At 45.0% G+C, this 19,423-nt stretch carries 13 protein-coding genes; 1 reads left to right on the top strand and 12 read right to left on the bottom strand.

The window, feature by feature from the left end; translation table 11 throughout:
* Positions 1-7: 7 nt before the first annotated feature.
* The 12 genes from B5X68_RS06035 to B5X68_RS06090 all read right to left on the bottom strand — a co-directional run bounded on the left by B5X68_RS06035 (position 8) and on the right by B5X68_RS06090 (position 19,108).
* A complete protein-coding gene (locus B5X68_RS06035) occupies positions 8-1,123 on the bottom strand; it encodes a Gfo/Idh/MocA family protein (protein ID WP_082213708.1) in 1,116 nt (371 codons plus the stop codon).
* An 82-nt stretch (positions 1,124-1,205) separates the two neighbouring features.
* Positions 1,206-1,940: a ThuA domain-containing protein gene (locus B5X68_RS06040; protein ID WP_082213709.1), complete on the bottom strand. Its 735-nt coding sequence runs from the start codon at positions 1,938-1,940 to the stop codon at positions 1,206-1,208.
* Between the two features lie 48 nt (positions 1,941-1,988).
* On the bottom strand, positions 1,989-5,528 hold the full coding sequence (locus tag B5X68_RS06045; protein ID WP_082213710.1) for a PVC-type heme-binding CxxCH protein: 3,540 nt from the start codon (positions 5,526-5,528) through the stop codon (positions 1,989-1,991).
* Positions 5,529-5,563: 35 nt separating this feature from the next.
* A complete protein-coding gene (locus B5X68_RS06050; protein ID WP_229208297.1) occupies positions 5,564-6,265 on the bottom strand; it encodes a DUF3823 domain-containing protein in 702 nt (233 codons plus the stop codon).
* A 28-nt stretch (positions 6,266-6,293) separates the two neighbouring features.
* Positions 6,294-8,216 (bottom strand): RagB/SusD family nutrient uptake outer membrane protein, encoded by a 1,923-nt coding sequence (locus B5X68_RS06055; protein ID WP_082213711.1) that lies wholly within the window; start codon positions 8,214-8,216, stop codon positions 6,294-6,296.
* A 17-nt stretch (positions 8,217-8,233) separates the two neighbouring features.
* Positions 8,234-11,737 (bottom strand): TonB-dependent receptor, encoded by a 3,504-nt coding sequence (locus tag B5X68_RS06060; RefSeq protein ID WP_229208298.1) that lies wholly within the window; start codon positions 11,735-11,737, stop codon positions 8,234-8,236.
* Positions 11,738-11,987: 250 nt separating this feature from the next.
* Positions 11,988-13,163 carry a FecR family protein gene (locus B5X68_RS06065; protein ID WP_229208299.1) on the bottom strand — a complete coding sequence of 392 codons (1,176 nt, stop codon included), beginning with the start codon at positions 13,161-13,163 and terminating at the stop codon, positions 11,988-11,990.
* A gap of 63 nt (positions 13,164-13,226) precedes the next feature.
* A complete protein-coding gene (locus B5X68_RS06070; protein WP_229208300.1) occupies positions 13,227-13,844 on the bottom strand; it encodes an RNA polymerase sigma factor in 618 nt (205 codons plus the stop codon).
* A gap of 152 nt (positions 13,845-13,996) precedes the next feature.
* Complete coding sequence (locus tag B5X68_RS06075) at positions 13,997-14,710, bottom strand: RpnC/YadD family protein (protein ID WP_229208301.1); 714 nt, start codon at positions 14,708-14,710, stop codon at positions 13,997-13,999.
* A 249-nt stretch (positions 14,711-14,959) separates the two neighbouring features.
* Positions 14,960-16,033 carry an aminotransferase class V-fold PLP-dependent enzyme gene (locus B5X68_RS06080; RefSeq protein WP_082213712.1) on the bottom strand — a complete coding sequence of 358 codons (1,074 nt, stop codon included), beginning with the start codon at positions 16,031-16,033 and terminating at the stop codon, positions 14,960-14,962.
* Between the two features lie 86 nt (positions 16,034-16,119).
* Complete coding sequence (serA, locus tag B5X68_RS06085) at positions 16,120-18,027, bottom strand: phosphoglycerate dehydrogenase (RefSeq protein WP_082213713.1); 1,908 nt, start codon at positions 18,025-18,027, stop codon at positions 16,120-16,122.
* Between the two features lie 109 nt (positions 18,028-18,136).
* The gene (locus B5X68_RS06090) at positions 18,137-19,108 is read right to left on the bottom strand and encodes a YheT family hydrolase (RefSeq protein WP_082213714.1); all 972 of its coding nucleotides are present in this window, start codon (positions 19,106-19,108) and stop codon (positions 18,137-18,139) included.
* Between the two features lie 113 nt (positions 19,109-19,221).
* Between B5X68_RS06090 and B5X68_RS06095 the strand changes: the two genes are divergently transcribed.
* Positions 19,222-19,413, top strand: coding sequence for a cold-shock protein (locus B5X68_RS06095; protein WP_026630672.1), 192 nt, complete (start codon positions 19,222-19,224; stop codon positions 19,411-19,413).
* Positions 19,414-19,423: the final 10 nt, after the last annotated feature.

Here is a 19,423-nt window from a genome sequence, read left to right on the forward strand (position 1 = left end):
CTGACATTTACTCAAAACTAGGCACATTAACCCGTACGCCGCCTTTCATGGCTGATTCGTGTGCGCAAATACCGGCGCAGGTGTAATTCGCTGCCAGCGCCGCATCGACTGCGGAATCGCGGCCTTCAACGATTGCGGCTACAAATTCCTGCACCAAATGCGGGTGAGATCCACCGTGGCCGGCTCCCTGCAGGAAGGATACATGATTCGGATCGTCTATTTTCTCGCGTTTGGTGAAATGTTTGATCGGTTCGATCAAAAGTTCGTCTGTATCGGGAACATCAATGCGTTTTGCATTTTCACCGCCGTCAAAAATGATATGACTTTCATCCTGTAACTGCTCCCATTCAAAAGACATTTTGGTCCCATATACATCGTAACTTTCCCGATACTGGCGCACTACATCAAATAAGGAACGTGTCGCTTCTGCAACCACATCTGAGTTTTTTAATGTAAATGTGGCAGTTTCAACAGCAAACGGGGAGCCATAACGACTGGCCAGATCTTCGCTCAATCTACCTGATCCATGACATACAACCGTTTCAGCAATGGTGTTATTGATTTTTAAAAGTGGAGAAATCGCGTGCGTTCCGTTCAACATGGGCGGGTAACCTTTCCAATATTCGCCCCAGCCTTCCATGCTCATATCCTGAATGTGCGAGCCGCGAACAAACTGAATGCGTCCCAGTTCACCCGCCTCAGCAAGTTTCAAACCATATAAAAACTCACGCGTGTAAAGGGCAGTTTCCATCATCATGTACACTTTCCCGGAACGGCGCTTTGCTTCCACGATTGCCGTGCAGTCCTCTACGGTCATGGCCATAGGAATGGTGCAGGCGGTATGTTTTCCGGCATTCAATGATGCTAATGTCATTTTCGCGTGCTCTGGAACCGGTGTTACCACGTGGATCGCGTCTACATCTTCTCTCTTCGGAACATCTTCGAAATGTTCAAAAACCAGGCTAGGGTCCAGATTGAATTTAGCAGTCAGTTCATCACGGGTTTCTTTGCTGCGCGTACAAATTCCTACGGCTTTAATGTTCGGGTGACTTTGGTAGATGGGAATAAACTCTTTTCCAAAACCCATTCCAACGATAACGACTGTGATTTGCTTCTGACTCATTTTTATTTTTGTTTAAATCCCAGGGTTGAAACCCGGGGGAAGTGGTTATTTGTTTTTTAGCCTCCGATCCGGAGCAACAGGATTATTGGCCGGACGCCCATTGAACAGCATTTCGCAGAATAGTCTGATAAGGAGCAATGGTGTGCGAGGCTGCATCATGCCCCAATGCGATCCCTACGACTTTTCCTTTGGGATATTTCACAATGAAAATGCTTGGAAAAACTTTGTCCGAAGTGGCTGCTTTTGCGGTTGCCAAAACTTCTATCGGCGTTCCCGATTGGTCCGGAATCTGGTAATATAGCTCATCGTCCAGATGAAATGTTTCCGGCACATTCTTCGTCACGGGATGCTTCTTGGTGATCGTAACGTCGAAGGGACCGTATTTATCATGTCCTTTTGAGCCTCCGCCCACGAGTTTCTGGTTGTATTCCGGCCAGTCTTTCCAATTGTACCAAAGTGCGGGGTGCGCGAGTACAAGGCCTTTGCCTGCATCAACGAATGCAAATATGGCTTTCCGCGTTGCGTCGTCGGCAATGGGTTGATTATTGGCCAGGAGTAACACGTCAATGTCTTTTAATTTGGGTAGAATGGTGGTTGGATCGCTCGTGTATTCAACGGTCGCAAACCCATCTTTTTGCAGCGTTTCCACGTCTGTCCCTTTATACCATTTATCAAAATCGTGGGAAGAACCGCCGCCTACCAGCAGAACACGAATTGCCTTTTTAATTGGCTTATCAACGCCGTTCTCTGCATTTGCCGCTACAAAAGTGAGCAGCAGCATAAAGGTGAAGGCAATTTTTAAAAATGAATTTGTCATTTGGAAGAAATTAAAAGTTTAGCTTCTGGGCTTAAAAGGCCTTTTGTTTTATTTAACTACCCTTAAAATTCCGTTCATTCCGCGCCAGTGGCCAGGGAATGTACATACATAAGGATAGTCACCGGGCTCGTTGGGAACAGTAAATTCAAGTGTTACGGTCTCGCCGGAGTTCACGAGTTTGGTTGAATACAAAACCTCCGCAATTTTCGGAACATACTGCTTCTCAGCAGCTTTGGGGTCCCTTAGCATTTCGTCTGCCGCCTGACCAACTTTTTGCAATGTTCCGGGCTTGATAATGAGCAAATTATGCTGCATACCATCCGGATTTTCGAGATTAATAACTACTTTTTGTCCGGCTTTTGCAGTAATCAGCTTCTTGTCATACTGCATTATTTCCTTTTCCACTTTCAGCTCAATGACCGTTGCATTGGATGACTTTGCAGCATTGGTCTGAGTGGATTTTTCAGTTTCCGTAGCCGCGGAATTCCCTTCCGATGGTCGGTTTAATTCTAATGATGCCTTTTGAAAATTACCGACAAACCCGAATTTGCCTTCATAAGAACCTATTTTATCCTCGCCTTCCATGTCCTCCCCGGTGCGAACCGTATTGCTGAGCGGCGTTGCAAACAGCATATGCGCTTTCCCTTTTGCAGCTTCCTTTCCATCTATTGCGATAGTAATTTCTCCTGCTTTCGTCAAACTGGCCACCACGTCAAACTTATCCGGAAGCGGCCCGGTGGTTACTGCCTGGCTAACCATACCGTGCTGTTTTACAGCCATGACGAGCTTTCCATCCTGAATGTACAATGCATAACCTCCGTCTTTTCCTCCTTGGCCTGCGATAAAACCTTGTAATACTTTGTCTTTTGCTTTGGTTACGCTGGCTCTAATGGTAATCTCTTTGCCAGACACGTCAGGCGGGAACTGCAGTGTATTCCTGCGGCCCAGCGGATACACTTCTTTGTAAAGCGCCGTCGTGACTTGCTCGGTAAATTTAGATTTCGGCGATTGCTTTTGGGAAGCAGCCAAAAATCCTTTTTCATGGCTAATAGCGGCTGCCAACAATGCTTTGGAAAGCCATGGATCTTTTGCATTTTGTTCATCCAATGCTGCTTCATAAACTGCTTCGCCTACTTTTTCAGAAGAAGGCAGTTCGATCAAAGCGACGAAAACACTCAGGCGTGTGTTCAGATTGGCGTCTTTCATACTTTTTTGAAGTATTTCAAAACTTTGCTCATTCTTTGGTAAAACGCTTGCAGCCGCTTTCCGAACGCCTGCCGCAGGGTGCGTCAGTGCTTTGTTAACAACTTGTAAGGCCTCAACATTTGAACCATCCAAAACACCTAACCCGTGCAATGTCCACAAGGCATGAACAGCCGGACTGTTCAATCCTATTTCGTCCACTTTGGGATTGTTAATGATTTTGTACAAGTCAGGAACGACGGACAGCTTTTTTGATTCAACCAAAAGACGCTGCGCGGTCATGCGCCAGAACATGTTGTCGTTTTCCAATGCCGCCACAAGTCCAGGCAGATCTTCTTTCGACAATTTCATGGGAGGCGTTTTTTTGCCGTTTTTATAAATAACCCTGTAAATCCGACCATGATTCAGGTCGCGCATAGGACTGCTGAATGCATTTCCAGGTCCGTGAGGCTGTTCTTTGAATGGCATAATGAATTCGGCGGGAGATTGCGCCGGCACGAACACATTGTGCTGAATAATGAAGTTGTACCAATCGGCGATCCAAACCGCTCCATCCGGGCCGGTTTCGGCTTGTACGGGACCGAACCATTCGTCCGAACTGGCCATAAAATTCCAGCCGTCTTTTTCCTTAAAACCTGCTCCATCCGGTTCCAGGATTGCCTTATGCACCAGACGGATCGTCGGTTCTGATACAAATGCAATGCGGTTCCAATATTCTTTGGGGAAACTTCTTGCCGTGTAAAAATGGTGCCCGGCAGCGGAGGTGAACCCTCCTACTACGTCAACTTGCCGTAAATTGGGTGTCAGCGAGTGTGCGTCATAATGTCCGTCTATCTTTTGTACGGATAACACAGCAGCCGCATCGTCATCGCCAATGGTCCGTTGCATATACTGGCCAGGCATGGAATAAAAGGCGCTGTGCGTGTTATTAGCGGTTGATAGGAACACATTGTTATCCTCCGTCACCCCCAATCCCCACGTATTATTGCTGCTGCTTCCAAGGTAAGCGAACTCTTTCCCATCCGGTTTGAAATGGTAAACTCCTTGCGAGAAACTCATCCTCTTATCATTGATCGTGCCCTTGAAACCAGAATAGCCAAGCACTCCCCAGATTTTGTTGTCAAATCCATATTGAAGATTGGAAGGTCCGGCGTGCGTATCGTTTTTGCCCCAGCCTGTAATGATCACTTCACGCACATCCGCCACATCATCGCCATTGGTATCTTTCATGAAAACGAAATCCGGCGCCATGGAAACAATGATCCCACCATTTGAGAAAACCATGCTGGTAGGAATGTTCAGCTTGTCTGCGAAAACAGTGAATTTGTCTGCTTTTCCATCACCATTCGTGTCTTCACAAATTTTGATACGGTCATTGGCTGCTCCGTCTGTTTCTTTGAATGTATTGGGATAATCCACCGATTCCACGACCCATAAACGCCCTCTTTCGTCCCATGCCATGGCAATGGGGTTGGTAATGTCCGGTTCAGCTGCAAAAAGTTGTATTTCAAAGTCAGCCGGGACCTGCGTTAGCTTATTGGATTCCGACGGTGAAAGCGATTCCTGCATCTTTGGAACAACATGCCGTTTGGTATAATGGGCAATTGTATCAGACTGGTAAATGTCCACATCAGGCAATTTCAATGCTGCAATCTCTTCCTTTACATTGTCCCCCACTGCCCACAAAACGCCATTTCTAACTAAATCCAGAAATCCTTTGTTCGTCCAGGTGCTGTCTTCGTGACCATATGCGGTGTAAAAAACACGTCCTTTTCCTTCATTGCGCACCCATGTGTAAGGCTCGTGCACATCGCCTTCGACGCGCTCGCCTATAACCGTTTTGTCCGGGTTCAGGTTTTTGTGCACATAAGTTTCGTCCCACGTTTCAAAATCCGTAATGCCCTGCATAATGGGATGATCCGGTTTGAGGACTGTGTTTTTGAAACTGCCTGTTTTGTGAGAAGCAAACTGGCCGCCGATCGTTTTGATATACCAACTTGAATTCCTGAAACAGCCGGAAGCGGAATGCAGCGGAATTAGACCTTTGCCTCCTTCGACAAAGGCTTTCATTGCACTTTCCTGTGCAGGCGGGAGTGAATCATGGTTGGCGTAAATGATCAGGCCGTCGTATTTTTTCAGATTCTCGGTACTGATATCGCTGAGATCAACCGTGTAAGTCATGTTGATCCCGCTTTTGAACAGTTTTACTGAGAGCCAGGGGGCATATTTCCCGGAATCGTGGTGTTTGCTGGTATGTCCGAGGAACAGCACTTCTGCTCTTCTACCTTGCGACGAACTGGTTTTTGACCCGGAAGAGCTTATTTTACTTTTGGCACACCCTAATATGAATAACGCGGCAAGCAACACCAAACTGTAATTCCTCATTAACTATGCTGTTTTAAATTCACTTGAAGCCATTATCAGAACTCCACTTTCTGAACTGGTGAAAAAATCATATCCTCAACATCCTTAATCTTCACGCCGACTCTTGCAAACACGTATTTCTGGGTTGGAACCAATGCAGGAATTTCCGTTTCGACAGTGATCGCATTCAGGTTTTTGATGTCTGCGCCTGCTATATCCGTTACGCTGACATTGGTCGCCCGTGAAACGAATTCTGTTTTATTGATAAATAGTGACACGCGTTCAATGCCTTTTGCGCTGGCATCGGTAATAATCTTTTCTAGTTTTAATGTTGCTGTAACCTTGTTTTCAGCTCCCGCAAACTGCGGCGTCCGGATCATGTAGTAAGGCATCACTTCCAAATCCACCTGCTGGTTGCCTTCCAGTGTTACAAACAATGTGTCTTTGGCGGCAGCATCTTTTTCCAGCGTTTTAAAAGGCCCTCTTCCTTTTGGTACAACCATTTTATATTTACCGTTAAAAAGCAATGCGGAGTAGGAACCGTCCTGGTCAACCTGTGCATCAATGGCCGCCAGCTTGCCGAAACCCGGTTGCCAAAGTTGAAGCCTTACCTGATTATATTCCACGCCAATGGGCTCGCCCTTGTACACGATCTGGCCTGATAATGTAGATTTTGGCTCCGTAAAGTTGTCTTTTCCGCACGATGCGACAAGGACGAGCAGTGCCAGAAGTGGTATAAAATGAAATCTGATTTTCATAATATCTGATCTTTTTGAATGTGATTGCCTAGTGATTTGGGTTCCGGATGATCTTCGGATTGTTGTTGATTACCTCGTCTGTGATCAGAGAATAATAATTCCCCAACTGAAAACGGTCGGCTCCGGTTACACGGCTCAATTTCACAGGTTTATAAATCCATTTACCATTATTAGGAGATCCTGGCTCATACACTTTGTAAGACCACAAAGCCCAGGGTTGCGTATTTCTTTTGGTTGCTTTTCCAAGGTCTTTTGAGAGGTCCGCTGCGCTGATTGCATTGCCGTCCATAATGATATGGGCAATTCTCCAGCGCTGAATGTCATAATGGTAATGTCCTTCAAAAGCGAGCTCCACGCGACGCTCGTGCGCAACGCGATCAAATGTGATTTCTGCCGCAACGAGTGGTTTTACCAGTCCTGCTCTTGCACGCACCTGGTTCATGTATCCGGCTGCGGCGGCAGGTTGTCCCAGTTCAAAAGCAGCCTCTGCTGCATTCAAAAGCACCTCGGCATATCGGTAACGGATAAACCAGACTTCGCTGTTCACCCCGCGCTGCCCCGATCCCACCACCGGGTCCAGATATTTGCGCAGGTAAAAACCGGTTTGCGCAGTGAATTCAAAACCGTCGATGGGACCGTCAAATCCTACAACTTGTTCGGGAACGGTTTTTCCGGGCAATGTTTTTTGCGCGCCACGGTCATCGCCGCTTACGATGGAACCATTTGCGAGCTGAAAACCGGCCCAAATGTCAACTGTTCTTCCTTTGAATGTCGTCCCGGGCAACATGACCGTCCCGCCAAGTCTTGCGTCGCGCCCCTCAAAAATGTCCGTTTGATTGGCATAATATAAAGGCGCGCCGGCTGCATTCGTTGTGGGAATGCGGGCAAAAGTATTGTCCAGTTTTTCAAATGCTTCCACGAAGTTCAGCGACGGGTTAATCCTGCCGCCTTCTTCCTCTTCTGCGCCGTAGCGAGGCTGGTTCGAGCCTGTAAAATAATGCACTTTGCCGCTTTGCAGCTTATAATCGTCCGCGAAGATCACCTCGGGGTTGTTGGCCTTGTCATAGAAAATGCTGGCAAAATTTTCCGAGAGATCAGGCTTTTTGTTGTAAAGAGAATAAGTCCCAACGCTTCCGCTAATGATTTCTTTGGCTGCATTTAATGCTTTGGTGTAATAACCTGTGGCCAGTGTGGCCGGAATCCCTACTTCGCCTCCTGGCAATGAAACGGAAGGCGTATTTACACCGTATTTGGCCAATGAACCGGCATAAAGCGCAGCCCTCGCCTGCATAGCGAGCACAGCGGCCTGCGTAACCCTCGATTTTTCAGCTGCATTGGCAGGAAGCTTTGTTTTGATCTCGTCTGCCTCCTTAATCACAAAATCGTAAATTTCCGACTCCTTCGCCCTTGCATGTTGCAGGTAAGTAGGATCGCCGCTGAAATCGTAAGTCATCGGTTCCAAAATCAATGGAACGCCGCCCATGCGCTTTACCAGCTCAAAATAATAGGAAGCGCGGAGGAACCTCGCTTCTGCCAGGTAACGGTCTTTAACCTCTGGTGATAACTTTTCAGCCGCCTCACATTTTTGAATGAATAGATTCATCTCCCGAATGTAACCGTAATCCCAGATCGACCAGGTGTTGAGGTCCCAGCCACTATTCTGGAACTCTTTATAACGGCCCGATTCCGACCAGAATGCCTCATTGAAATCCGCTACACGCGTCCAACCCGTAAGATTATCCAGGCCTGGCCGCTCAAAATCGCGGAAATTGCCAAGATCGACATAACGGTTGTATAAATTCCCCAGCAGGGACAGCACCTGGCCCTCATCACCCCAAACCTGCTCTTCGGTTAAAATATTGGTCGGCGGCCGGTTCAAAAATTCGTCGTCATTACAGCCCCAGCTAAGCAAAAGCATTACAAAAACGGGTATATAAAATATCTTTTTCATCGCGAGTTACTGGTTTATTAGATTGAAAGATTGATCCCTACGTTGACAAATTTGTTCTGCGGATATTGCAGACCATTATCATCCGCGACTTCGGGATCGATGCCAAATTCTTTCAGGTTGTCAATTGAGAACAGATTGTAGCCATTGATGTAGATTCTGGCGCGTTGCAGTTTTACTTTTTCTAACAGTGTTTTAGGCAAAGAATAACCCAATTCAATGGTCCTGGCGCGGATATACTTCACATTATGCAGCCAGAAAGTCGAATTTCTTTTATAGTTGCTATGCCCGCCGTCATTATAGCGAAGCGCCGGATATTTTCCCGGAACCCATTCACTATTCAAGTCAAAAGGATCCTGGCGATGCCATCTGTCGAGAAATATTTTATTCAAGGCTCCATCATTCTGATAAGCCCATCTCTGCTCCCAGTTCTGATTCCAGGAATACATGGCGCCGCCAGAGAAGTCTGCATTAAAACTTATCCCTTTCCAGGTAACTGCAAAATTCAACCCGAAATTAATGTTTGGCTGGCCATTTGTCGTATAACCAATGGGGCGCTCATCCAGGCCGTTGATGACATTGTCGTTGTTGATATCCTTATAAATCAAATCACCCGGCAGCAATGTGCGGTTGCCTTGCTCGTCGATATTAACCGGATATTCATTGATTTCCTGCTGCGACTGAAATTGCCCGATCGCCTCATAACCCCAGAAAATGTTGCTGTAACGGCCTTCATTGGAGTTTCTGTATTGATCCCAGGAATTGTTGAAAACAGGTTTATAAGAAGAAACAAACCTGGTGCGGGAAAACGAAACATTGCCACCCACAGAATATCCAATGTCTCCGGATTTTCCATTGTAGGTCAATGCAACTTCCCATCCTCGCTGTGAATCACTATTCACGTTTTCATCCGGCAAACTATAACCTAACTCACTGGGAACAAGCAAGTCGTATTTACGACCTAACAAACCTGTCCGCAACCGGTAGAAATAGTCGAGCGATCCCGTCAGCTTTGTGCCCAGTAATGAAAAGTCTGCGCCTACGTCGGTAATTTTACTTTTGAACCAGGAAATGTTGTTGATAATCTGGCCTTTGTCACGAGAAGTAACTACTGCCGTTCCACTCAAAATCGCATTTCCCTGATTGTAATTATAACCTGGCAAATAGGCGTAAGGATCCAAAGGACGGTTCACATCATTGTTGAAAAGAATATTATCGTCTCCAAGAATCCCGTGGGAAGCACGCAGTTTCAAATCATCCAGAATACTATGCGAACCCAGCAAATTTTTTACAAATGACTCTTCGGTTAGTCTCCAACCCACAGAAGCAGACGGGAAATAGCCGACGCGGCGGTCCGGCGCAAACTTCCACGATGCGTCACGCCGAGCGGATAACTCTACATAATATTTACCCGCATAGTCATAATTAACCCTACCGATATAGCCTATACGCGCAAGCTGATTATCCTTGTCGTCGTACGTATCCATCGTTGCAAAGTACATGAGTGGAAGCACATTGGTTTTAGGAACCGAGTGCGCCCATTGTTCCTGATCGCGTTCTTCCTGGCGTTCCGCTACGAAAGTGGCGCCAATTGTACTTTTGCCAAAGGTGTTATTATAGTTCAATTGCCCCTGATAAACATTGCGCATGATCTTCTGCGTGCGCCTTTCGCGCCAGGGGTTCGTGCTTCCGCCAGTTACTTTGTAAGTATCGTCAGTTGGATTATAAGTGTAAGCCTCGTAAGTATATTCATGTCCATTTAAAACACGGTCCCCGATGTAGTAGGAGTACATTCCTTTGGCAACCAGGCCCTTAACACCTGGAATTTTGTATTCGGCTGTCATGTTGGTTTGCAATACGCGCCAGATGTCAGTCTGGTAACCGCCCAACTTTTTGTTGTTATAAGCCCAGTTTGTTTCATTATGCTTGATATCATTGAGATACAATGGGTTGTCATTGGCATAAGGACGTTCGAACGGCCGGTTTCTCAGAATTGCGAAACGTGGCAGCCAATAATCGTCACTTCCTGGAATGCCCGGCTGGTCCCTGGTTTCAATGCGCCCGTTGATTTGTACTCCAACTTTCAAACCATCCGTAATTTTGGCATCAACATTACTTTGCAGGTTGTTTCTTTTAAATGTAAACTCACGGCCCAAAACCGAGTTCTGGCTCAGGCGCGTTGCTGAGATATAATAGGAAATCTTATCCGATCCACCCGTCATATTCAGGTTTACAGATGTGAGCGGCGAATTCTTCTTTACGATAAAATCTTTCCAGTTAAAGCTCTTATAACCCATTTCAGTGCCTGCTTTGTACTTATCGAGCTCAGCCTGGGTGATAGAAGTTTTACCATACTGGTTCATTTCCGCTTCTGCTTTTCCCAACATCCATTGGTAAGAATCATTCACGACATTCGGGAACCTGGACCAATTTTGCCAGCCGGTGTAAGCATCCAGATTGATCGTATTCTTGGTTCCAGTCTTTCCTCGTTTTGTTGTGACAACCACAACACCGTTTGCCGCACGAACCCCGTATATTGCCGCGGAAGCGTCTTTCAGGACGGTTATGCTTTCAATATCATTGGGCGAAATGTTGTTAAATTGCTTGTCGTCCTGTTGGATTCCATCAATTACAAAGAGCGGATTCCCCATGTTCCTGATTTGCACAGTGGCGCTTGCTCCCGGACGACCGTCAGGCATCCTGAATGTTACGCCTGGTATTTTTCCGGCCAGTCCGGAACTCACGGTTGAGCCGCCATGCACACGGTCCAGGTCCTTGCTGGTTACTGTTGCAATCGCACCGGTTAACGATTCCTTTTTCTGCGTTCCATAACCAACCACAACGACTTCTTCCAGTGATTTGTCATCCACTTTCAATGTTACGTCAAATGTGCTCTGCGCCCCCACAACCAGCACTTCCTGTGACAAAAAACCTACAAAAGAGAATATCAGCGTAGTTTCACCATCCGGAACGGTGATCGAATATTTCCCTTTTTCGTCGGTTAATGTTCCGGTTTGAGTGCCTTTGAGCACCACACTTACGCCCGGCAAACCTGCGCCTGATTCTTCCTTAACTATTCCTGTTATTGTTTTGTCAACTGCATTAGTAACTGGTTCAGAAAGGATTGGCTCCGTTGCGGGTTCCGAAATTTTTTCTGCCGCATTAACCGGCTTGATTACGATCAGATTATTTTTTGCCTTATAATTCAGTTCCATCGGCTTCAAAAGTGCATCCAGAACATCTGCTAATGCACCATTTTGAGCCCTTATGGACGCTCTTCTGTCTGACTGGATCAGTTTCGAGCTGAAAACGAACTTCACATTGGTTTGCTTCTCCAACTGTCCGAGGATCTTTTTGATATCCTCGTTCTGAATGTCAACCGTAACTTTCTGGCTCAATGCAGATTGAGCTCTTCCGTCATGTGCCCATGAGATGCCTACGAAGAGACCTGCCAGGATGCATTGAATAAATGTTATTCGCATGAGTGTGATGAGAAAGTCTTCAAGTCGTCGAACTTTTTTCATATTTTTGAATGAATTTGTTGGTTAAGGAGATTATTCAACGAAATCTTCCCTTGCATTCACTGGAAAAGTGGATGTAAAGTAATGTCAGTTACTTCGGGGAATCCTGAGATCAGTCATGCTGGAACATGGCTGGTCTTTTTTTATGTAAAATCGGACAGGTCTATGTCATACGCAGCGGCATTTTGAGTTTAAACTTGATTTTGTACATCCGGCAATTGTTAAATAAATACTTTAAAAGGCTACCCGATTTCTACTTACAGCCTTTTCCAACGATCGATATCAGGTTCTCATTGATCTCGTATTGCGCATCCAGCGCATTACAAATCGCTTCCAGCTTTTCTTTAAATGGCTGGCCGATCAGCGTTGCATTTAATGTACAGTTACCCATTTTAACCTTATCGTAGCTGATTTGCACATTATATACATGCTCCAAAGTGCGGAACACTTCATGCACCGGCGTTTCATCGAAGACAAAACCTTGTTTTAAAATATCCATATCCCCGGCCAGTTCCTTACTGTGATCGTCAAGCTTAATGATCTTCCCACTTTCTTTCGAGAATGCAATTTTCTGATCCTGGCCAAGTGTAATGCCGGTCAGTTCCGGTTTATCCGATTCTTCGTCAATTTCCTTTTTATCCAAATTACTGATTGAAAAAACGGAGACTGTTCCAGTTTTCACCTCTACACGTATATCTTTATTCGTCTCGGAAGCATCGATCATAAAACTGGTGCCTAACACTTTGGTAGCCAGACCATAACTGTAAACCAAAAATGGCTTTTCGCGATTTTTCACAATTTCAAAAAAAGCCTTGCCTGTCAATGTAACTTCTCTCCGTTTCGTATTTGCCACTTCCGAATAGCTCAAATGGCCTCCCGGCTGCAAAACCACCGAACTGCCATCTGCCAGCAGGATCGTCATGGGTTTCTTCGTATCATTGTTCCTGTGAATGGTGCCCGTGGTGGCGGTTTTCTCAATAACAGCAACCTCCCCTACACGTCCCAGGCCATGCTTATAATAGAACCAATAACTCACAGATCCAATGCTCAAAATCAACGCTGCAGAAGCAGCAACCCGGATCCAGCGCCATCCTGAGACCACTCTGCCATGAACTGCCGGCTCCTCTGTTTCCAAAAATTCACCCGCTGCATTGTGCATATGGCTCTCGACGGCATTCCACATGCGCTCACTTTGCTTTTTGGTAGGCTGATCTCTGCCCGTATCTTTCGCGAGGAGGATTACATATTCACGCGCAGCTTCAACAGTTTGTTTTTTGTCAGGATTATTTTCTAAGAAAACCTGCCACTTTTTATCGCTCAATGCGTCCGGATGCATCACCCATGCGATAAATTCATCGCTTCGGATCAATTCCGTCAGAGAATAAGGGTCATGCGTCATATCAACGGGATGCAAGATTTCGTCTTTCATAAGGAAAGAGCGCTCAATTCAGGAAATGACCCCTCGAAAATTTAATTTTTTTACAAAAAAATTCTAAAAAATACCTAACAGGCAGAAAATGAGACTGGAAATAAGCAGAATTTGCCGGTTATGGCGAAGGGATGTAAGTGCCTTATAGATGAAATTACGGACGGATTTCTCGCTCACGCCCATAATGCCAGCAATTTCTTCAACACTGAAATCATCAAAATAACGCAATGTTAGTGCTTCAACTTGCCGTTCAGGAAGCTGCGCAAGCAGATTTTGAATTTGCCTGGCCCGTAATGATGCTGACTCGACGTCAATAAGAAGTGTTTCTGAATCTCCGCCGTTCGCCGGCGTTTCCTGGTCGTCCAACAAAGTAATTTCTTCTGTAACCGGAAATTTATCCTGCGCCAGGTGGATTCGTCGGCGTAAAGCACGATAAAGGTAAAATTTGACCGAAGTTATTTTCTCAGTAAGGTTATTACGCAGTCGCCATACATCAATAAAAACGTCCTGAACTGCATCTTCGACGATGGCCGAGTTTGGCGAAAGTTTGCTTCCGTAATTGTAAAGTGTGCGGTGGTATTTTTCAAAAATGACTGTAAAAGCCTGCTCATCTCCCTCACGAATTTGCTGCCATAATTGCTGGTCCGTTTTTTCCCCGATGAAGGCATCAAAATTGATCACCGCTTTGTCCGTTTTGCTAACAAGGCATAAAGCTAAATAAATATTCCTAAAATACTATTTGAAACGTTTTGGTTTTAATTCGGTCACAACCGTGGGGAATGAAAAAAGCGCAGTGCACTTTGGCCCTGCGCTTTTTTTCAACCTATTTTAATTTAAGAATCGATGCTGTCCTTTACTTCCTGAGCAAAAGCGACAGGAACCTCAGCTAATTTTGCAATTTCCTCCAGACCAAAACGCCCGTCTTTTAACAGATTTTTAATGAGAATTGCACTTCTCTCTTCCTTTGCTTCCTCCCTGGTAATGTAAAGTACCGCTTCATCCATTCCCATAGCCGTGTATGTTTTAAGTGTTAAATTGTTAATTTCTTCACTGAAAGATTCTCTTAAATAAGGATCATTCAAGACCACATAAAATTTCAAAAAATCCATGAGCTTTCCAATTTTCCATTTCGGAATGTCTTGTGATAACAATCGTTTGGCTAGCTGAATCTTCAGGTCAAACAAATCTTGTTGTTTGACCTTTTTGCTTTTAAGCGCAATTTTTACCGTCATGATAACATGTGCGAACACATTGTCGCTTTCGGCTAGCTTTCTATCACACTGATCCAGGATTTTTAATGTGTTGAATTCAAATCTAATTGAAGTGCCTAGGAATGACTGTTCAAAACAGCTAGGATAGTAATGCTTGTTGTCATCCGCCAGGATCGCAAGCGCCGTTGTACGTCTTCTGTATTTGTCCCAAATTCGATAATAGTAGGTGAACATGCGATCGGCGAACGAGTAATCGATGTAACCTTGCACTTCGATGTGCACGAGGATCCATTCTTCGTTGCCTTCCTTTGTGAAGACTTTAACAAGCTTGTCCACGAATTTGCTGGCGTAGTGATCGCCTTCAGGTGGAAAAAGCTGTTCGAGTTCTTTATCGTGAAATTCGAAATCTTTTGAAAAAATCGAATAATTCGTTGGCTTCGGTAAAGAAGAACTTCAAAAAATCTTCGAAGGTGTCTTCCAATATTGATTTCCAGAGTATGTCGTTTCTTTTCACAAAAAATAGGGATGATAGGACATTGATACGTCCCGTCATCCCTATGGTCACTGGAATTGCAATCTTTATTTTTAAATGTTTCCTAATTCCTGCACCAGCTCTTCAACTGCATCATAGGAGGTTGCCGGGAAGTTGGCTATGCGGAGCTGAGAGCCTTTGAACTCTCCGTAACCGCTGCCTATCACCATGCCTTTTTCTTTGATTTTCTTAATAATGTCTGCCGAAGATGCCTCAACATTTGCCACCACGACGGTTTGAGAACGGTTCTGAACTTCCTTTACAAATGAAGAAAAACCGCTTGTCTTCTCAACAAAATCATAAATAAGCGCTGCCTTCTGCTCGGTCGCTTTCCTGATTTCTCCAACACCAATTTTGTTAAAGTCCTCTGCAATTTTACCTAACAGATAGATTCCCATCACATTAGGCGTTGCTGGCGTTTCATTGTTCAACGCATTTTTCCAAAGTGTAGGCAAATCGTTGTGAGCGCCGATAGAATATTGATTCTTGATCTGTCTTGCCTTTTCCAGACATTTTTCACTCACGATCCAAACCCCCAGTCCGGCGGGAAGCCCAAACGCTTTTTGAACTGAAAAGAATGCTGTATCAATTAAATTGTAGTCGAGATCAGGATACGGCGCAGATGACACCATGTCGACGGCGATCAATTTATCGGGATTTTTCTGTTTTAGCTTATGTATCTCGCTCACCGGCATCTGAACGCCTGAGCTCGTTTCATTATGCGTTACGCAGATCAACTCAGCATATTCGGGAACTTCAATTTCGTCCGCCGTGAAGCCTTCGCCCATCGGTTTTTCAAACTTGTGGGCATATTTATTCAATGCAGTTGAATATTCGCAAAACTTCTTCGAAAACGAGCCGTTAACGAGATGAAAGCTTTCAAGTTCAACACAACTGAACAGAATGCGCTCCCATGCTTCCGATGCAGAGCCTAGGAACATAATGGCATGTGTATCAGGAACATTCAACAAGATGCGTAGCTGATCCACGGTAAATTTGTGCAAGTCGCGATACTGCTGGCTGCGATGCGAGATCGAACCCAGCTGGCCGCTGACGAAGCTCTGCAAATGTTGCTCAAATGTTGGATATAACTGAGCGGGACCTGGCGTGAAGAATGTTAGAGACATTGTTTAATGACTGAATTTCGAATGAGTGAATGAATGAAAGGGCGCTGCCGCGATGAAATAACCGCTGAGCAGTTTTTTTCCGGATCTTAATACAACATTCTAAACCTGATTGTGCCCTCAATGTCTTTCACTTCCTGAATAAATTCTTCGGTGTAATCTTTGGCAATGTCTACGATCACGTAACCAATATGCTCATTGGTTTTCAAATACTGACCTGTAATGTTAATATTGTTTTTACCAAAAATATGGTTCAGCTTCGCCAGAATCCCCGGAACGTTTGCATGAATGTGTAATAACCTGTGCGAATCTTTCAGCTTTGGCAACTGAACTTCAGGGAAGTTCACGCTTCCATAAGAACTTCCGTTATTCATGAATTCCAATAATTTGGAAGGCACAAAATGACCAATGTTTTCCTGCGCTTCCTCAGTGCTTCCGCCAATATGCGGCGTCAGGATCACATTAGGCAAGCCTCTCAGCTCGCTTTCGAAAATTTCGTCGTTCGTTTTTGGCTCTTTGGGAAACACGTCCACGCCTGCTCCTGCCACTTTTCCGCTTCGCACCGCATCCGCAAGTGCCTGGATGTCCACAACGTGACCGCGTGACAAGTTCAGAAAAATAACGCCGTCTTTCATCAGATCGAATTCGCGTTTGCCGATCAGGTTGGTATTTTCCTTGCGACCGTCCACGTGCATACTGATCACATCAGAAATAGCTAAAAGCTCTTCCAATGTGTTCACTTTCCTTGCATTGCCAAGAGACAATTTCTCAACAGAATCATAAAAGTAAACTTCCATTCCGAGCGCCTCGGCAACAACAGAAAGCTGGGTTCCTATGCTTCCGTAACCCACCATTCCCAATTTCTTCCCGCGAACTTCGAAACTTCCGTTTGCTGATTTATCCCAAATTCCCTGGTGTAACTGATTGCTTTTTCCTACAATGTTGCGGATAAGCATAATCATTTCACCCACAGCCAATTCCACAACAGAACGGGTGTTGCTATATGGTGCATTGAAAACAGCAATTCCCTTTTTCGCAGCCTCTTCCAGATCAATTTGATTGGTTCCGATGCAAAATGCACCGATCGCCATCAAGCGGTTCGCATTATCCAGAACGCGCTTGGTAATGTTGGTTTTGGAGCGGATTCCAATGATGGAAACGTCCTTAATACGCTCGCAAAGCTCATCTTCATCTAATGCGCCTTTGACAAACTCAACATTGAAACCTTGCTCTTCGAAAGCGCGAAGCGCTGCCGGATGCACGTTTTCAAGCAAAAGCACCTTAATCCGGCTTTTTGGATAAGACTGGCTCCTGCTCATTTTATTATCATATAAAAAATCATCGAAAGATGTCGCAATGTGGTCCGCAACCGCCATAACCCGCGGACGCTCAACGTTTTCTGTAAACGCATAAAAACGACTTGCCAGACCCGATGCTTTTAATTCATAGTCTGTATAACCATCACCGATCGCAAAAACGTCGCCTGTCAGATTCAGGGAAGAAAGCAACTTGATCTTACCACCATCCGTCGAAAGCACATTTTCCTCGTCCACCCCCGTAATGTTCCCGTCTTCATCGAATAGAAATTCATTGGCATAAACGTGATCCGCATGAATACCTAATTCCGTTGCAACGGGCACAATAAACTCCTTAAAACCGCTCGAAACGATGAATATCTGATCTGCATTTTCAGTCAGAAACTGCCTGTTGCGTTGAAATGAATCAGAAATCTTAGTCCGCAAAAAAGAAACCAGCTCCTGGATATGGGAACGGTTTGCCTTCAACAGTGCTATCCGCTGACGAAGCCCGTCGGCAAACGACATTTCGCCGTTCATGCCCTTATTTGTCAGATCAGCTATTTTCTGAACAACCTGATCACGTTCTGGATGGCCATTTAAGGCGATCGCTGCTAATTCGTCAAGCCCTTCCACTTTGGTAAAAGTGCTGTCAAAATCAATGATAATGTACGGTGATGGATTAAGTGTTAATGTGGACATGAAACGGGAAATAACTGAATATTAATCGGTTAAATAGAATTGGTGTTAACAGCCGCAAAATTACGAATCTGAAACATATCACACTAACAAAATAATATCTGAATCAGTTTTATGATGAAAGAAACTCCAAAGCACGCTCCTCGGACCAATAAGCGCCGTTTTTCACAATGGTGGGCCTAAACCCGCAATGTCCACCGTCGGGCGTTGCTACCAGGCAGACTTTCGCATGGGCTTTCAATTCTTCCAACGGAAGGCTTTCATAAGGCACAATCGGATCATTTTTGGCATTGATAATCAGGGTAGGAACGGCAATGTCGTGAATGAAGAATTTGGAACTGCATTGCTCGTAATAATGATCGGCACCATTAAACCCGTGCAGGGGGGCCGTGAAAATGTGGTCAAAATCGTAAAGCGTGCGCACATGTTTTTGATCATGGATATTGATCCGGTCAGGAAAGAACGCTGCCTTGGCATTTACTTTCGGTTTCAATGTATTCAAAAACCGGTGCATATATACTTTGTTCTCAGGCTGTATTATGGATAGGCTGCATGCACGGAGATCCATAGGAACACTAAAAACCAATGCATTGCGGATCTTAGAATTGAGATTGCCACCCGATTCTCCCAGATATTTCAGCGTCAGATTTCCGCCCAGGCTGAAACCGAGCAAATGAATACTTTCGTAATGCCTGCTTAATGCATTTTGAATTACGATATCAAGATCTTCCGTTGCTCCGCTGTGGTAAAAGCGTGCGGTTTTGTTCATCTCACCGCCGCAGCCGCGGAAATTCCAAGCCAGACAATCAAATCCATGCTGGTTTAACAGCCTGACCATGCCTAATATATATTGACGCGTGCTGTTGCCTTCGAGTCCATGAGAAAGGATAACCAACTTCCTAGATTCCGGGTTATTTGCGTAAGACCAATCTAAATCCAGAAAGTCCTCATCGGGTGTCACAATTCTTTCCCGTTGATAATCAACACCACGGACCTTCCTGAACAAAGCAGGGTAAATGCTCTGAAAATGTCCGTTTGGAAGCCAATAAGGGGATATGGTGCTTGCCGTTTCTATCAATGCCATGTAACAAAGGTGAGCGAATAAACTAGAATAATTCTAAGCGTTTTTTAATTTTAATCTTGTTTATATATATTTTCTGTATACATTTGGTTTTTAAAAATATAAGATCAATACTAATGGCAGAAGGTACAGTAAAGTTTTTCAATGATTCCAAAGGATTTGGTTTCATCCAACCATCAACTGGTGAGAAGGACATTTTCGTTCACGTTTCAGGTCTTCAAGACGACATCCGTGAGAATGACAAAGTGTCTTACGACGTAGAAAATGGAAAAAAAGGTCTAAATGCAGTTAACGTTCGCGTTATCTAAGTTTAGTCAT

Source organism: Dyadobacter psychrophilus, from assembly GCF_900167945.1.
Classification (GTDB): domain Bacteria; phylum Bacteroidota; class Bacteroidia; order Cytophagales; family Spirosomataceae; genus Dyadobacter; species Dyadobacter psychrophilus.

Bases quoted from the DNA above. Each gene is read 5' to 3' on its own strand.
- B5X68_RS06035 (WP_082213708.1), bottom strand. From the start codon at position 1,123: ATGAGTCAGAAGCAAATCACAGTCGTTATCGTTGGAATGGGTTTTGGA.
- B5X68_RS06040 (WP_082213709.1), bottom strand. From the start codon at position 1,940: ATGACAAATTCATTTTTAAAAATTGCCTTCACCTTTATGCTGCTGCTC.
- B5X68_RS06045 (WP_082213710.1), bottom strand. From the start codon at position 5,528: ATGAGGAATTACAGTTTGGTGTTGCTTGCCGCGTTATTCATATTAGGG.
- B5X68_RS06050 (WP_229208297.1), bottom strand. From the start codon at position 6,265: ATGAAAATCAGATTTCATTTTATACCACTTCTGGCACTGCTCGTCCTT.
- B5X68_RS06055 (WP_082213711.1), bottom strand. From the start codon at position 8,216: ATGAAAAAGATATTTTATATACCCGTTTTTGTAATGCTTTTGCTTAGC.
- B5X68_RS06060 (WP_229208298.1), bottom strand. From the start codon at position 11,737: ATGAAAAAAGTTCGACGACTTGAAGACTTTCTCATCACACTCATGCGA.
- B5X68_RS06065 (WP_229208299.1), bottom strand. From the start codon at position 13,163: ATGAAAGACGAAATCTTGCATCCCGTTGATATGACGCATGACCCTTAT.
- B5X68_RS06080 (WP_082213712.1), bottom strand. From the start codon at position 16,033: ATGTCTCTAACATTCTTCACGCCAGGTCCCGCTCAGTTATATCCAACA.
- serA (WP_082213713.1), bottom strand. From the start codon at position 18,027: ATGTCCACATTAACACTTAATCCATCACCGTACATTATCATTGATTTT.
- B5X68_RS06090 (WP_082213714.1), bottom strand. From the start codon at position 19,108: ATGGCATTGATAGAAACGGCAAGCACCATATCCCCTTATTGGCTTCCA.
- B5X68_RS06095 (WP_026630672.1), top strand. From the start codon at position 19,222: ATGGCAGAAGGTACAGTAAAGTTTTTCAATGATTCCAAAGGATTTGGT.